The 14541-nt window shown below is 63.0% G+C and carries 13 protein-coding genes and 1 pseudogene; 13 read left to right on the forward strand and 1 reads right to left on the reverse strand.

Going from position 1 to position 14541, the window contains the following annotated elements; genetic code table 11:
* Positions 1–217: 217 nt before the first annotated feature.
* Complete coding sequence (locus HLUSI_RS0123995) at positions 218–859, reverse strand: TetR/AcrR family transcriptional regulator (protein ID WP_016836356.1); 642 nt, start codon at positions 857–859, stop codon at positions 218–220.
* 306 nt (positions 860–1165) lie between these two features.
* Here HLUSI_RS0123995 and paaY point away from each other — a divergent pair, with 306 nt between their 5' ends.
* The 13 genes and pseudogenes from paaY to HLUSI_RS0124060 form a co-directional block, all read left to right on the forward strand.
* The gene (paaY, locus tag HLUSI_RS0124000) at positions 1166–1768 is read left to right on the forward strand and encodes a phenylacetic acid degradation protein PaaY (RefSeq protein ID WP_029363968.1); all 603 of its coding nucleotides are present in this window, start codon (positions 1166–1168) and stop codon (positions 1766–1768) included.
* Between the two features lie 114 nt (positions 1769–1882).
* A complete protein-coding gene (paaA, locus tag HLUSI_RS0124005; RefSeq protein WP_029363969.1) occupies positions 1883–2872 on the forward strand; it encodes a 1,2-phenylacetyl-CoA epoxidase subunit PaaA in 990 nt (329 codons plus the stop codon).
* 76 nt (positions 2873–2948) lie between these two features.
* Entirely contained in the window at positions 2949–3233 is a 285-nt protein-coding gene (paaB, locus tag HLUSI_RS0124010; protein WP_016836359.1) for a 1,2-phenylacetyl-CoA epoxidase subunit PaaB, read from the forward strand.
* 21 nt (positions 3234–3254) lie between these two features.
* The gene (paaC, locus tag HLUSI_RS0124015; RefSeq protein ID WP_016836360.1) at positions 3255–4007 is read left to right on the forward strand and encodes a 1,2-phenylacetyl-CoA epoxidase subunit PaaC; all 753 of its coding nucleotides are present in this window, start codon (positions 3255–3257) and stop codon (positions 4005–4007) included.
* On the forward strand, positions 4004–4561 hold the full coding sequence (gene paaD, locus HLUSI_RS0124020; protein ID WP_016836361.1) for a 1,2-phenylacetyl-CoA epoxidase subunit PaaD: 558 nt from the start codon (positions 4004–4006) through the stop codon (positions 4559–4561). The genes paaC and paaD overlap by 4 nt, the downstream gene beginning before the upstream one ends.
* 41 nt (positions 4562–4602) lie before the next feature.
* Positions 4603–5676, forward strand: coding sequence for a 1,2-phenylacetyl-CoA epoxidase subunit PaaE (paaE, locus tag HLUSI_RS0124025; protein ID WP_016836362.1), 1074 nt, complete (start codon positions 4603–4605; stop codon positions 5674–5676).
* Positions 5677–5732: 56 nt separating this feature from the next.
* Positions 5733–7391 (forward strand): phenylacetic acid degradation protein PaaN, encoded by a 1659-nt coding sequence (gene paaN / locus HLUSI_RS0124030; protein WP_016836363.1) that lies wholly within the window; start codon positions 5733–5735, stop codon positions 7389–7391.
* Between the two features lie 17 nt (positions 7392–7408).
* Positions 7409–8012 (forward strand): annotated as a pseudogene (locus tag HLUSI_RS30465) (enoyl-CoA hydratase-related protein).
* Between the two features lies 1 nt (position 8013).
* Positions 8014–9552, forward strand: coding sequence for a 3-hydroxyacyl-CoA dehydrogenase PaaH (gene paaH / locus HLUSI_RS0124040; protein WP_016836364.1), 1539 nt, complete (start codon positions 8014–8016; stop codon positions 9550–9552).
* On the forward strand, positions 9545–10057 hold the full coding sequence (paaI, locus tag HLUSI_RS0124045) for a hydroxyphenylacetyl-CoA thioesterase PaaI (RefSeq protein WP_016836365.1): 513 nt from the start codon (positions 9545–9547) through the stop codon (positions 10055–10057). The genes paaH and paaI overlap by 8 nt, the downstream gene beginning before the upstream one ends.
* A gap of 85 nt (positions 10058–10142) precedes the next feature.
* Positions 10143–12608, forward strand: coding sequence for a penicillin acylase family protein (locus HLUSI_RS0124050; protein WP_016836366.1), 2466 nt, complete (start codon positions 10143–10145; stop codon positions 12606–12608).
* Positions 12609–12690: 82 nt separating this feature from the next.
* Complete coding sequence (gene paaK / locus HLUSI_RS0124055; RefSeq protein ID WP_016836367.1) at positions 12691–14034, forward strand: phenylacetate--CoA ligase PaaK; 1344 nt, start codon at positions 12691–12693, stop codon at positions 14032–14034.
* A gap of 51 nt (positions 14035–14085) precedes the next feature.
* On the forward strand, positions 14086–14541 hold a 456-nt coding region (locus tag HLUSI_RS0124060; RefSeq protein ID WP_016836368.1), incomplete at its 3' end, for a thiolase family protein.

Consider the following 14541-nt stretch of genomic DNA (forward strand, 5'->3'; position numbering starts at 1 on the left):
GCCGGCGCAGGCCAGCATTGCCAACGCAACCGACGTGGTCAGGGCGTTGAGTTTTTGGACGAATTTCACTTGCTGTCTCCTTGGTTGATTTTCTGGTCACTTCCTGCTGCCTCACTTGCTTGCAGTGCTTGCAGCGCCCTGCCCGGATGAAACGGCTTGCAGCCGTCCCTCCCCGTCCCTTGCGCAGAAATGAGCAGCCCTCAACCTGGAGCTTTGTTCATTCCTGCCGTATTCTTTCCCCTGCTTCGGCCTGGCCGATGTCTTCCAGTCGCACTGCGCCGATGCCGCCGAACAACAGGTCCGACACCACCATCGCCATGCGCTCATGCGTCAGCCCGCCGTCGGGCTTGAGCCACATGAACATCCAGTTGATCATGCCGAACAACAGCATCGTCAACGGCTTTGCCATCTTGCTGGCATCCAGCTCGGGCCGCACGCCTATCATTGCCTGCGCCATGGCCCCAACCACTTTGCGCTCCCCGGCGAAGATGCGCTGCTGATCTTCCTCTTTCAGGAAGCGCACATCTTCGGTCAGCACCCGATGCTCGTTCTGGGCATCGGCGTATTCCTCGACAAATCGCTGCACCATCAGGCGCAGGCGCGGTTCCGGGGCCAGGTCCTGCTGCGCCACTTCATCGACCAGAGCACACAGGCGCTCGATATGGCCTTCGCAGATAAACATCAGCAACTGATATTTGTCCGACATGTAGTGATACAGCGACGCCTTCGACAGACCGCAAGCTTCCGCCACTTCATTCATCGACGTGCCGGGAAAACCATTACGCGCGAACAAGGTTGCCGCTTGCTCGATGATCAGGTCGCGCTGGTTATCAAATCCTGCTGCACGCTTGCGTGGCATGGTTTTATTCCTTTCAACAATTTCCAAGAAGCCGTGATTGTGCCGTAAATCAAAACTCTTAAGAAACATCGGCCATCTCTGCACGTTACAGCCGCCCTGCCCAGCTCCGTTGCGATGCATCTTTGACACGGTCAGAAAAAACTTCGAAAACATTATTGACCAACCGGTCGGTCGAAATTATTATTCCCTAAAAAACAGCGACAGGCAAATGCTTTTTTCCGGCCATCCCCGACCAAAAGCAGCCCCTGCAACGTTGCCAACGACAAGGCAGGCCGTCCAAGGGGCGGACCTGCAAAAGGAGACGCGGTGCCTTGTTACTCGATAGAAGGCGTGATCCCGGTGGTGGATCCCAGCGCCTACGTTCATCCGACCGCCGTATTGATCGGCGACGTGATCGTCGGACCGGATTGCTATATAGGACCGGCCGCCTGCCTGCGCGGCGATTTCGGCCGCATCGTCATACATCGCGGCGCCAACGTGCAGGACACCTGCGTGGTGCACGGCTTCCCCGCGCATGACACGGTGATCGAGGAAAACGGCCACATCGGCCACGGCGCCGTGCTGCACAGCTGCATCGTGCGCCGCGACGCGCTGGTCGGCATGAATGCAGTGGTGATGGACGACGCCGAAGTCGGCGAAGAAGCCATTGTCGCCGCCAGCGCCTTCATCCGCGCCGGCATGAAAGTGCCGCCGCGCTCGCTGGCTGCCGGCGTTCCGGCCAAGATCCTGCGCGAACTGACCGAGCAGGAAATCGCCTGGAAACGCGAAGGCACGCATACCTATCAGGACCTGACCAAGCGTTGCCTGGCCAGCATGAAGGAAGTCCAGCCGTTGCAAGAAATCGAAGCCGATCGCCCGAAGTTGAAAGCGCCCGCGGTGGAGCCGCTGATTGCGGCAAAGAGAAACTGAAGCCTCACCCTGTTTAGAAACAAGCAGTCGCGCCGCAGCGAATCACAGATCAACTCGCAGATCGGATCATCGATCACCGCTCGCGGCACTATCACCTCAGTGGAGATGAACATCATGTATGCACAACTGGTAGAAACCGGACTCAAGAACGTGCGCTCGGCCGACGAAATGAGCGAGGAAGAACGCGCATTCCAGGCGCGCATCGACGACGGCGTCAAGATCGAGCCGAAAGACTGGATGCCGGACGCCTATCGCAAGACGCTGATCCGCCAGGTGTCGCAACACGCGCACTCGGAGATCGTCGGCCAATTGCCGGAGGCGAACTGGGTCACGCGCGCACCGACGCTGGAGCGCAAGGCCGTGCTGCTGGCCAAGATCCAGGATGAAGCCGGTCACGGCCTGTATCTGTACAGCGCCGCCGAAACCCTCGGCGTGACGCGCGATCAGTTGCTGGCCGACCTGCATTCGGGCAAGGCCAAGTATTCCAGCATCTTCAATTACCCGACGCTGTCGTGGGCCGACATGGGCGCCATCGGCTGGCTCGTCGACGGCTCCGCCATCATCAACCAGATCCCGCTGTGCCGCTGCTCCTACGGTCCGTATGCGCGCGCCATGGTGCGCGTCTGCAAGGAAGAATCCTTCCATGCGCGCCAGGGCTACGACATCATGATGTCGCTGTGCAAGGGCACGCCGGAACAGAAACAGATGGCGCAGGATGCGCTCAACCGCTGGTGGTGGCCGTCGCTGATGATGTTCGGCCCGTCCGACGCCGCCTCGGTCAACAGCGCGCAGTCCGCGCAATGGCGCATCAAGCTGTTCTCCAACGATGAACTGCGCCAGCGCATGGTCGACCAGACCGTGCCGCAAGCCGAATACCTCGGCCTGACCGTCCCCGATCCGGACCTCAAATGGAACGAGGAAACCGGCCGCTACGATTTCGGCGCGATCGACTGGGAAGAATTCCACAACGTCCTGCGCGGCAACGGCCCTTGCAATCGCGAGCGCCTGCAGACGCGTAAGAAGGCCTACGACGACGGCGCATGGTTCCGCGATGCGCTGGTCGCCCACGCCGACAAAAAACAGACGGCACAAGCCGCCGCATAAGTACCTATCCAATACAACACAGCCATGACCGGCCACCTGTTTGCAGTGCGGCCGGTCCAGTCCAAAGGAAGAGATGATGAGTAAAGAATGGCCGCTATGGGAAGTTTTCATCCGCAGTCAGCACGGCCTGGCGCACAAGCACGTCGGCAGCCTGCACGCGCCTGACGCCGAGATGGCGATCAACAATGCGCGCGACGTCTACACCCGCCGCAACGAAGGCGTCGGCATCTGGGTGGTGCGCGCCGCCGATATCGTCTCCAGCAGCCCGGGCGACAAGGTCGCGCTGTTCGAGCCGGCCAACAACAAGGTGTATCGCCACCCGACCTTCTTCCCGATGCCGGAAGAAGTGAAGAACCTCTAACCTTGCGCTCAGGAAATCGGCATGTCAGATAAAGCAACTTATGTACGCCGCCTCGGCGACAACGCGCTGATCCTCAGCCAGCGCCTGTCCGAGTGGTGCGGCAAGGGTCCCGCCCTGGAAGAAGATATGGCCTTGACCAACGTCGCCCTGGACCTGATCGGCCAGGCGCGGCTGTGGCTGTCGTATGCCGCAGAACTGGAAGCCGCCGGCCGCAACGAAGATCAGTTGGCCTTCCTGCGTGACGCGCATCAGTTCAGCAACGTGCTGCTGGTCGAACAACCCAACGGCAACTACGCGGATACGCTGGTGCGCCAGTTCTTCTTCGACGCGGCGCATTACTTCCTGCTGGAAGCGCTGACGACCTCGACCGATCCGCGCATCGCCGGGATCGCGCAAAAGTCGATCAAGGAAGTAACCTATCACGTGCGCCGCAGCGGCGACCTGATCGTGCGCCTCGGCGACGGCACCGAACTGAGCCATCGCATGGTGCAGCAAGCTGTGGACTACCTGTGGCCGTACACCGGCGAACTGTTCAGCAGCGACGCCGCCGACCTGGCCATGCAACAGGAAGGCGTGGCGCCCGCGCCGGATGCGATCCGCGCGCAATGGCTGCAGCACGTGCAGGAAATCCTGACCGAAGCGACGCTGCAGACGCCGCCGGCCGACGCCTGGATGCAAAGCGGCGGCAAGCAAGGCAAGCACACCGAACACCTCGGCTTCCTGCTGGCGGAAATGCAGTTCCTGCAACGCGCCTATCCCGGAGCAACCTGGTGATCGCGAGCGCTTCCAGCCTGTCGACCGAGCAGCTCCAGGAACAGATCTGGAGCTGGCTGCACCTGGTCCCCGATCCTGAAATCCCGGTGATTTCGGTGGTGGACCTGGGCATCGTGCGCGACGTGCAAGTCAGCACCAGCACTGGCACGAGCGCGAACGACGAGCAGGAAGTGCAATGCACCATCGTGATCACCCCGACCTATTCCGGCTGCCCCGCCATGCAGGTGATTTCCCAGGAGATCGTCGCGGTGCTGGCGCAGCACGGCGTTGCCGGCGTCGCCATCCAGACCCGGCTGTCGCCGGCCTGGAGCACCGACTGGATGAGCGAGCACGGCAAGAGCCAGCTCAAGGGTTACGGCATCGCGCCGCCGGCGCAACAGGTGATCGACATCAGCGGCATCAGCCGCAAGCGCTTGCAGGCGCCCAAGGTGGCCTGCCCGCATTGCGGCTCGATGCACACCGTCGTGGTCAGCCAGTTCGGTTCAACCTCCTGCAAATCCCTGTACCAGTGCAAGGATTGCCTGGAGCCGTTCGATTATTTCAAAGCCCATTGATCCTTCAACAGGCGCCTCAGCACATCAGGCAGACACCCATCATGAGCAAATTTTATCCTCTGACCGTCGGCAACGTGAAGAACGAAACCCGCGACACCATCGTCGTATCGTTCGACGTGCCGGCCGAACTCAAACAGACCTTCCAGTACCAGCAGGGCCAGCACCTGACGCTGCGCTCCGAGATCAATGGCGAAGACCTGCGCCGCTCCTACTCGATCTGCTCGGCGGTGCAGGACGACCAGCTGCGCGTGGCGATCAAGCGCACGCAAGGCGGCGTCTTTTCGACCTGGGCCAACGACACGCTCAAGCCGGGCCAGAGCCTGCAGGTGATGCCGCCGATGGGCCACTTCAACCTGCCGCTGGACGCTGCCAACCAGAAACATTACCTGGCCTTCGCCGCCGGCAGCGGCATCACGCCGATGCTGTCGATCATCAAGACCACGCTGCTGGCCGAACCGGGCAGCCGCTTCACGCTGGTGTACGGCAACCGCGCATCGTCGTCGGTGATCTTCAAGGAAGAGCTGACCGACCTGAAGGACATCTATCTGGAACGCCTCAACGTGGTCTACGTCATGAGCCGCGAACAGCAGGATGTGGAGTTGTTCAACGGCCGCATCACGCGCGAGAAGTGCGACCAGTTCTTCAAGTCCTGGATTGATCTCGACGACATCGACGCCGCCTTCATCTGCGGCCCGGAAGAGATGCTCAACGCCGTCAGCGCATCGCTGCAGGCCAATGGCCTGGACAAGTCCGCCATCAAGGTCGAACTGTTCGCCGCCAGCATCCCCAAGCACAAAGCCGTGGCAGCGCGCCCGGTAGTCGGCAAGCAGGAATGCGAGGTCACCGTGATCGTCGACGGCTATCACACCGTCTTCACGATGGAGAAGGAAAAGGAATCGCTGCTGGACGCCGGCCTCAAGAACGGCATCGACATGCGCTACTCATGCAAGGGCGGCGTTTGCGCCACCTGCCGCTGCAAGATCGTCGAAGGCAAGGTCGACATGGACGCCAACTACTGCCTGGAAGACTATGAAATCGCACGCGGCTTTGTCCTGAGCTGCCAGAGCTTCCCGGTCACCGACAAGCTGCTGATCGACTTCGACCAGGACAACTGATCGCGTTGATCCTAGCTGTCCCAAAGTCGACCACACACAATCATTCAGGAGACCACATGTCGACCACCTTCTTTGAACGCCACCGCGCCACGCTGGACAAAGCCGTGCAAGCCATCGGCGAACGCGGCTACTGGAGCCCGTACAGCGAAAGCCCGAGCCCGCGCGTCTACGGCGAAACCGCCGCCGACGACGGCAAGGCCGCTTACGATGCGCGCCTGAACCGCCCGTTTGAAATCGACCAGGCCGGCACCACCGGCCGCATTGGCAGCGAAGTCTCCCCTTACGGCCCGGCGCTCGGCATCACCTATCCGAAGGCTGACATTGATCAGTTGTTGCAAGGCGTGGCCGCAGCCGGCGTCGCCTGGCGCAAGGCCGGTCCGGAAGTCTGGGCCGGCGTGGCGCTGGAAATCGTCGCCCGCCTGAATGCCCGCAGCTTCGAAATCGCCCACGCAGTCATGCACACCACCGGCCAGGCCTACATGATGTCGTTCCAGGCCGGCGGCCCGCATGCGCAGGACCGTGCGCTGGAAGCCATCGCCTGCGCCTGGCAACAGCTGCAACTGATTCCGGCCGAAGCGCGATGGGAAAAGCCGCAGGGCAAGCATGCTCCCCTGGTGATGCGCAAGACCTGGCGCATCGTGCCGCGTGGCATCGGCCTGGTGATCGGCTGCTGCACCTTCCCTACCTGGAACAGCTATCCCGGCCTGTTCGCCGACCTGGCGACCGGCAACACCGTGATCGTCAAACCACATCCGGGCGCGATCCTGCCGCTGGCGATCACCGTCGAGATCGCGCGTGCTGTCATCGCCGAAGCCGGCTACAACCCCGACGTCGTCACCTTGGTCGCGCATGAAGCCGGCGACAAGGTCGCCACTGAACTGGCGCTGCGCCCCGAGATCAAGCTGATCGACTTCACCGGCAGTTCCGCCAACGGCAACTGGCTGGAGCGCAATGCGGTGCAGGCACAGGTCTTCACCGAAAAGTCCGGCGTCAACCAGATCGTCATCGACTCGACCGCCGACTTCAAGGGCATGGCGCGCAATATCGCTTTCTCGCTGGTGCTGTACTCCGGCCAGATGTGCACCACGCCGCAGAACATCTATATCCCGAAAGATGGGATAGCCACCGCCGAAGGCCACGTGAGCTTTGATGCCGTAGTGGCTGCAATCGGCGAGGCGATCAGCAAATTGACCGGCGATCCGGTCAAGGCGGTGGAACTGCTGGGCGCGATCCAGAATACCGCCGTGCTCGATCGCATCGAGGCGGCGCGCAAGATGGGCGAGGTCGTGCTCGACAGCATGCCGCTGCAGCATCCGCAATTCCCCGAGGCGCGCATCCGTACTCCGCTGCTGGTGAAGACGGCCGGCGGCAAGGCCGTGACGGAAGAATTCTTCGGCCCGATCTCGTTCGCGGTCGCCACCGACAGCACGGCCGAGAGCATCAGGCTGGCCGAGCAAACCGTGCGCGAGCATGGCGCGCTGACGCTGTCGGCCTACACCACCGACGCCGCCGTCAAGGAAGCACTGGGCGACGCCGCCGCCGAAGCCGGCGTGGCGTTGTCGCTGAACCTGACCGGCGGCGTGTTCGTCAATCAGTCGGCGGCCTTCAGCGACTTCCACGGCACCGGCGCCAATCCGGCCGCCAACGCCGCGCTGGCCGATACGGCCTTTGTCGCCGGCCGTTTCCGCGTGGTGCAGACCCGCGAACCTGTCTAACCAGTTAGGAATCCGCCATGCAATACGAATCCATCCTGTTTGAAAACACCGACGGCGTCGCCGTCATCACGCTGAACCGGCCCGACAAGCTCAACAGCTTCACGGTCGCCATGCATCTGGAAGTGCGCGATGCGCTCGACAAGATCGCCGCCGATCCGCGCGGCGGGCGCCGGCGCGAATATTCCGCTGGCGTGCGACATCGTGCTGGCGGCGCGTTCGGCCAGTTTCGTTGAAGTGTTCTGCAAGCTGGGCCTGCTGCCGGACACCGGTGGCACCTATTTCCTGCCGCGCCTGGTGGGCACGGCGCGCGCCATGGGCATGGCGCTGCTGGGCGAGAAGATCAGCGCCGAACAGGCCGAGCGCTGGGGCCTGATCTGGAAGTGCGTCGACGACGACCAGCTCATGGAAGAAGCCCACGCGATGGCCGCCCATTTCGCCCGTGCTCCCACCAAGGGACTGGCCGCCACCAAGGCCACGCTGTACGCCAGCCCGGCGCACACCCTGCCCGAACAGCTGGACCTCGAACGCGACACCATGCGCGCCCTGGGCCGCAGCCGCGATTACCGCGAGGGCGTGACGGCCTTCCTGGAAAAGCGCGCGCCACAGTTCACAGGACAATGACATGAACAACCGCAAGTATCCACACGCCCTGTCCCGCAGCGCCCTCGTGGCCGTCATCGGCAGCGGCACCATGGGCGCAGGCATTGCCCAGGTGGCGGCCGTGGCCGGTCATCCTGTGCTGCTCTACGACAGCCGCGAAGGCGCGGCGGGCAAGGCCATCGGCGCCATCTGTACCAATCTCGACAAGCTGGTCAGCAAGGACAAGCTCACGCCGGCACTGGCGCAGGCGGCCAGCCAGCGCATCTCGGTGGCGCAGTCGCTGGAGGAATTGCACCAAGCGGACCTGGTGATCGAAGCCATCGTCGAGCAGTTGGCGGCCAAGCATGAATTGTTCGGCAAGCTGGAAGCCATCGTCAGTACGCGCTGCATCCTGGCCACTAATACCTCCTCGCTTTCCATCACCCAGATCGCGGCCGGGTTGCAGCATCCCGAGCGCGTGGTGGGCATGCATTTCTTCAACCCGGTGCCGTTGATGGCGCTGGTCGAAATCATCAGCGGCCTGGCCAGCGATGCGGCCGTGGCCGAGTGCGTGTACGACACCGCGCTGGCCTGGGGCAAGAATCCGGTGCACACCAAATCGACGCCCGGCTTCATCGTCAACCGCGTGGCGCGTCCGTATTACGCCGAAGCGCTGCGCATCCTCAACGAACAAGCGGCCGGGCCGGCCACCATCGACGCCATCCTGCGCGAAGCCGGCGGCTTCCGCATGGGACCGTTCGAGCTGATGGACCTGATCGGTCATGATGTCAATTTTGCGGTGACGCAATCGGTATTCCATGCCTACTTCACCGATCCGCGCTTTACGCCGTCGCTGATCCAGCAGGAACTGGTCAATGCCGGTTTCCTCGGACGCAAGAGCGGGCGCGGCTTCTATCGCTACGGCGAGGCCGCCGGGGCGCCGCGGCCCGAGACCGAACGGGACTACCCAAAGCCGACGGCCACGCCGCAACTGTACGGTGACCATCCGCTGGTGGAGATGATCCATACGCGCTATCCAGGCCAGGTGCAACGTCATCCGGCGCGCCCCGACCAATTGCTGATGAAGGTGAACGCAGCATGCCTGTGCATCACCGATGGCCGCAGCGCCACCCTGCGCGCCTGGGAGCACCAGGAGCCCGACCTGGTGCTGGTCGACCTGGCGCTGGATTACGCCGATGCGACCCGCCTGGCCCTGGCCAAGGCCGACCAGTGCCGCCCCCAGCGCTATGCAGAAGTGGCGGGCGTGCTGCAGGCCTGCGGCCTCGATCTCTCACCCATGCAGGACGTGCCGGGCATGGCGGTCATGCGTACTGTGGCGATGCTTGCCAACGAAGCCGCCGATACCGTCAACCAAGGCGTGTGCAGCGCCGCCGACGCCGACATGGCGATGCAGAAAGGCGTCAACTATCCGCGCGGGCCGTTGGCCTGGGCCGACGCCATCGGACTCGATACCGTCGCCGAAGTGCTGTCGCACCTGGCCGCCGCCTATGGCGAAGACCGCTATCGCGTGTCGCCGCTGATCATGAGAAAAACCGCAAGCAAAGGACAGTTCCATGCCTGAAGCAATCATCAACGCCGCTGTTGTATTGAACCCTGAAGAAGCGCAGGCCCTGGCCGAAGCCACCGCCAAGTCCATGTACGCACGCGACAACGCCACGCAGGCGCTGGGCATGAAGATCCATGAAGTACGTCCCGGCTATGCGCGCTTGTCGATGCTGGTGCGTTCGGACATGCTCAACGGTCACGCGTCCTGCCACGGCGGATTCATCTTTGCGCTGGCCGACAGCGCGTTCGCGTTTTCGTGCAACAGCCGCAACCAGGCCACGGTCGCGTCCGGCTGCAGCATCGAGTACCTGGCGCCCGGCGCGGTCAACGACGTGCTGACGGCGGAAGCCATCGAACAATCGCTGGCGGGACGCACCGGCGTCTACGACATCACCGTCACCAACCAGGACGGCAAGCGCATTGCGCTGTTCCGCGGCAAGTCGTATCGCATCAAGGGCGAAGTCATCGCCGGGTTCGACGCGACGGCCCTGGCGAAAAATGCAGCTGTGCCTGTGTCCTGAACATTTGAACATCGCCACAAGCACCGATTTAAAAGCGCCCATTAAAAACGATCGCTCATAGAGCTGATCCCGTACGGAGACTCTCATGCAACAAGGTTCCAGATTGATCCCTCGCACTTGTGCCGCTCTCGCGCTGGTCGCTTGCACCACCCTCGCGTCGACCGGTCGCGCCGCATCGGATCCGGCTTCGGACCGCGTTGCCGTTCCTGCCGGCAAGATCACGATCAAACGCGACGGCTATGGAATTCCGCACGTGTACGCCAACGATGTGCGTGGCCTGTTTCACGGATTCGGCTATGCGGTCGCCGAGGACCGCCTGTTCCAGATGGAAATGGCCCGCCGCGCCGTGCTCGGCACCGTCGCCGAAGTGATGGGGCCGGCCTATATCGCGCTCGACAAGGGAAGCCGCTCCGGCTTCACGCCCGCCTCCATCCACGCACAGATGGCTGCGCTGTCCGCCGACGACAAGGCCATCTTCGACGGCTATGCCGCCGGCTTCAACGCCCGTGTCACCGAGGTGCTGCAGGCGCAGGCAACGCTGCTGCCCAGGCAGTTCATCGACGCAGGCTTCAAGCCAAAAGCCGACTGGACGGGTTACGACGTGGCCATGATCTGGATCGGCACCATGGCCAACCGCTATTCCAATGTGAGCAGCGAAGTCGCCAACCTGCGATTGCTGGATCAACTGCGCAAGGCGCGGGGTGATGTCGCCGGCCGCCAGTTGTTCGACCAGATCCGTTGGGTGGAAGACCCTCTCGCGCCAACCACCGTGCCGCGCACGGCTGCCACCCTCAAGACGGCGTCGTCGACTGTCGATCTTGCGCCCGTCTCGCCCGAATTGCTGGCCGCTCGCAACGACATTGACGCGGCCCGCCGCGGCGTTGCCGAGCCATGGACACGCCCGATCGCCAGCAACCTCTGGATCGCCGGACCGGACAAAACCACCGACGGCAGCACGGTCTTCATCAACGGCCCGCAGTTCAACTGGTTCAATCCGTCCTATGTGTTCGGCATCGGCCTGCACGGCGCCGGTTTCGACGTCACCGGCAATACGCCGTTCGCGTATCCCGTGGTCCTCTTCGGCACCAACGGCAAGATCTCCTGGGGCGCCACCGCCGGCCCGCTGGACGTGAACGACATGTACCAGGAGAAGCTCAGCCCGGCCAATCAACACGAGTATCTGTTCAACGGAACGACGCGCCCGATGACCAGGCGCACCGAGGTGATCCATGTCAAGGACCAACCCGATCAGAGCGTGGACGTCTACGCCACCGCACATGGCATCGTCACCAACTTCGACTTGCCGAATGGCGCCGCCTATACGATGAAGCGCAGCTGGGACGGCTACGAACTGGAGTCCTTGCTTGGCTGGATCCATTCGATGCAGGCGACGAACTGGGATCAGTGGCTGGCGCAGGCCTCGCGCGTGGCCATCACCATCAACTGGTACTACTCGGACACCAAGGGCAACATCGGCTACGTGTCTCCCGGCCGTCTGCCGATTCGCCCGGCCGCGCAGGACATCCGGCTGCCCGCCGTGGGCGACGGTTCGATGGAATGGCTTGGCATCCGCCCCTTCAGCGACAACCCGAAGACTTTCAATCCGGCACAGGGATACATCGCCAACTGGAACAACCAGTCAGCGCCAGGCGCAGTGAGCGACGGCGGCAACTATTCGGTGGTGGACCGCGTGCGCGAGTTCACCGCGCGCCTCGAGGCCAAGCCAAGACTGACGCCTGATGAGCTGTGGGCGCTCAATCGCATCACCGCCTACGCGGACACCAACGCCCGCTACATGGTGCCTTTCGTCGTCGAGGCCACGCGTGACCTTCCGGCCAATGATCCTGCACGCCGCGCCGCGCAGTTGCTGGCCAACTGGAATATGCTTAACGACGATCCGGCCGAACGCGGTGTGTACGACAGCCCCGCCACCACGCTGATGATGCACTGGCTACCCATCCTCTACAAAAAGGTGCTGTCCGACGACCTGCCGCCCGAGGTGTTCGCGGCCTATGCGGACAACGGCTATGCCGGCAGCACGCAGGTGGCCAGCATCCGTCCCGGTAACGGCATGAAACTGATCTACAACGCGCTGCTGGGCTCCAGGTCCGGTGTTCCGCAAACCTACGACTTCTTCAATGGCGAAGACAAGAACGCAGTGCTGCGCGCCACACTCGCGCAGGCCATGGCCGAACTTGAGACGCGCTATGGCCGCGATACCGCGACATGGCGCACGCCGGTGGTGAAACACCTGTTTCTCACCAGCAATTTCATCGGCGCACCGCAGGCGGGTGCGGACGAACTGTTGACACTGCCGAGCTTCATGAACCGCGGCTCGCAAAACGACAAGATGGTGCTCAGTGCGCGTGGCATCACGCTATGCACGGCTGCACCACCCGGCCAGAGCGGCTTCATCGCACCAGATGGCCGCAAGTCGGTGCACTATGCCGATCAGATGACACTGTTCAAGGACTTCGGTTGCAAGGTCGAGGCGGTGACGCCCGCCGAGGTTGACAGTCACACCGAATCGACGAAGCAACTGAGCTACTGAACGCCGGCCGGCAAGGCGCCAATTCAGAAATTAAGAACCAAAAAACGATTACCCATAGAGTAGATCCCTCACGGAGACCACCATGCCACAACGCACCCCACAACCAGGCGACCTGGAAGCCATCGAAACCGCCAGCAAGGACGAACTGCAGGCCTTGCAATTGCAGCGCATGAAGTGGTCGCTCAAGCACGCGTACGACAACGTGCCGCATTACCGCGCGTCGTTCGATGCCGCCGGCGTGCATCCCGACGATCTGAAGACGCTGGCCGATCTGGCGAAATTCCCGTTCACGGGCAAGAAGGACCTGCGCGACAATTATCCATTCAACATGTTCGCAGTGCCGCGCGAGCAGGTCGTGCGCATCCACGCCTCCAGCGGCACCACCGGAAAGCCGACCGTGGTCGGTTACACCCAGAACGACATCGATACCTGGGCCACCGTGGTTGCGCGCTCGATCCGCGCAGCGGGCGGCCGCAAGGGCGACATCGTGCATATCTCCTACGGCTACGGCCTGTTCACCGGCGGCCTGGGCGCACACTACGGCGCCGAGAAGCTGGGCTGTACGGTGATCCCGATGTCCGGCGGACAAACTGAAAAACAAGTCCAGCTGATCCAGGACTTCAAGCCGAGCATCATCATGGTCACGCCGTCGTACATGCTCAACATCATCGAAGAATTCCAGCGCCAGGGCCTGGATGCGGTCGACAGCTCGCTCAAGGTCGGCATCTTCGGCGCCGAGCCTTGGACCGACGCCATGCGCGCCGAGATCCAGGCGCGCGCCGGCATCGACGCGGTCGACATCTATGGCCTGTCCGAAGTCATGGGACCGGGCGTGGCCAGCGAATGCATCGAAAGCAAGGACGGCCCGGTGATCTGGGAAGACCATTTCTATCCCGAAATCATCAACCCGGAAACCGGGGAAGTACTGCCGGACGGTTCCGACGGCGAACTGGTGTTCACCTCGCTGACCAAGGAAGCGCTGCCGATCATCCGCTACCGCACGCGCGACCTGACGCGCCTGCTGCCGGCGACCTCGCGCTCGATGCGCCGCATCGGCAAGATCACCGGCCGCTCCGACGACATGCTGATCATCCGCGGCGTGAACGTGTTCCCGACCCAGATCGAGGAACTGATCCTGAAGATGCCGAAGCTGGCGCCGCAGTACCAACTGGTGGTCGGCCGCAACGGCCATCTCGACACGCTGGGCGTGACCGTCGAACTGCGTCCCGAAGTCGCGCTGTCCGCCGGCGACATCGACGCGCTGGCGCGCGAACTGCAGCACCACATCAAGACGCACGTGGGCGTAACCACGGCGGTGCAGGTGGTCGCGAGCGGCAAGATCGAGCGGTCGGCCGTGGGCAAGGCCAAGCGCGTGGTCGATCAACGTCCGAAGGTGGTGCATGAAGCGCCCGCCGGCGCCATCTGAACGACACGAACCAATCTCTATTTAGCCATCCGGCAACAGACAAGGAACATCATGGAAGCTTTTATCTGCGACGCCATCCGCACCCCTTTCGGCCGCTTCGGCGGCGCCCTGTCCGGCGTGCGCGCCGATGACCTGGCCGCCTTGCCGATCCGTGCGCTGATCGAGCGCAATCCCGGCGTCGACTGGACCAAGGTGGACGACATCATCTACGGCTGCGCCAATCAGGCCGGCGAGGACAACCGCAACGTCGCGCGCATGGCCGGGTTGCTGGCAGGCTTGCCGGTCGAGGTGCCGGGCACCACGCTCAACCGCCTGTGCGGCTCGAGCATGGACGCGGTCGGCACCGCGGCCCGCGCCATCAAGGCCGGTGAATGCGACCTGGTGATCGCCGGCGGCGTGGAGAGCATGACGCGTGCGCCGTTCGTGATGGCCAAGGCGGAGTCTGCTTTCTCGCGTTCCGCAAAGATCGAAGACACGACCATCGGCTGGCGTTTCATCAATCCGCTG

The sequence above is a fragment of the Herbaspirillum lusitanum P6-12 genome (assembly GCF_000256565.1).
GTDB classification, from domain to species: Bacteria; Pseudomonadota; Gammaproteobacteria; order Burkholderiales; family Burkholderiaceae_D; genus Herbaspirillum; species Herbaspirillum lusitanum.

Excerpts from the sequence above, each read along its gene's own strand:
- paaB (WP_016836359.1), top strand. The coding sequence starts at position 2,949 with ATGAGTAAAGAATGGCCGCTATGGGAAGTTTTCATCCGCAGTCAGCAC.
- paaI (WP_016836365.1), top strand. The coding sequence starts at position 9,545 with ATGCCTGAAGCAATCATCAACGCCGCTGTTGTATTGAACCCTGAAGAA.
- paaN (WP_016836363.1), top strand. The coding sequence starts at position 5,733 with ATGTCGACCACCTTCTTTGAACGCCACCGCGCCACGCTGGACAAAGCC.
- paaK (WP_016836367.1), top strand. The coding sequence starts at position 12,691 with ATGCCACAACGCACCCCACAACCAGGCGACCTGGAAGCCATCGAAACC.
- paaA (WP_029363969.1), top strand. The coding sequence starts at position 1,883 with ATGTATGCACAACTGGTAGAAACCGGACTCAAGAACGTGCGCTCGGCC.
- paaC (WP_016836360.1), top strand. The coding sequence starts at position 3,255 with ATGTCAGATAAAGCAACTTATGTACGCCGCCTCGGCGACAACGCGCTG.
- paaH (WP_016836364.1), top strand. The coding sequence starts at position 8,014 with ATGAACAACCGCAAGTATCCACACGCCCTGTCCCGCAGCGCCCTCGTG.
- HLUSI_RS0124050 (WP_016836366.1), top strand. The coding sequence starts at position 10,143 with ATGCAACAAGGTTCCAGATTGATCCCTCGCACTTGTGCCGCTCTCGCG.
- paaE (WP_016836362.1), top strand. The coding sequence starts at position 4,603 with ATGAGCAAATTTTATCCTCTGACCGTCGGCAACGTGAAGAACGAAACC.
- HLUSI_RS0123995 (WP_016836356.1), bottom strand. The coding sequence starts at position 859 with ATGCCACGCAAGCGTGCAGCAGGATTTGATAACCAGCGCGACCTGATC.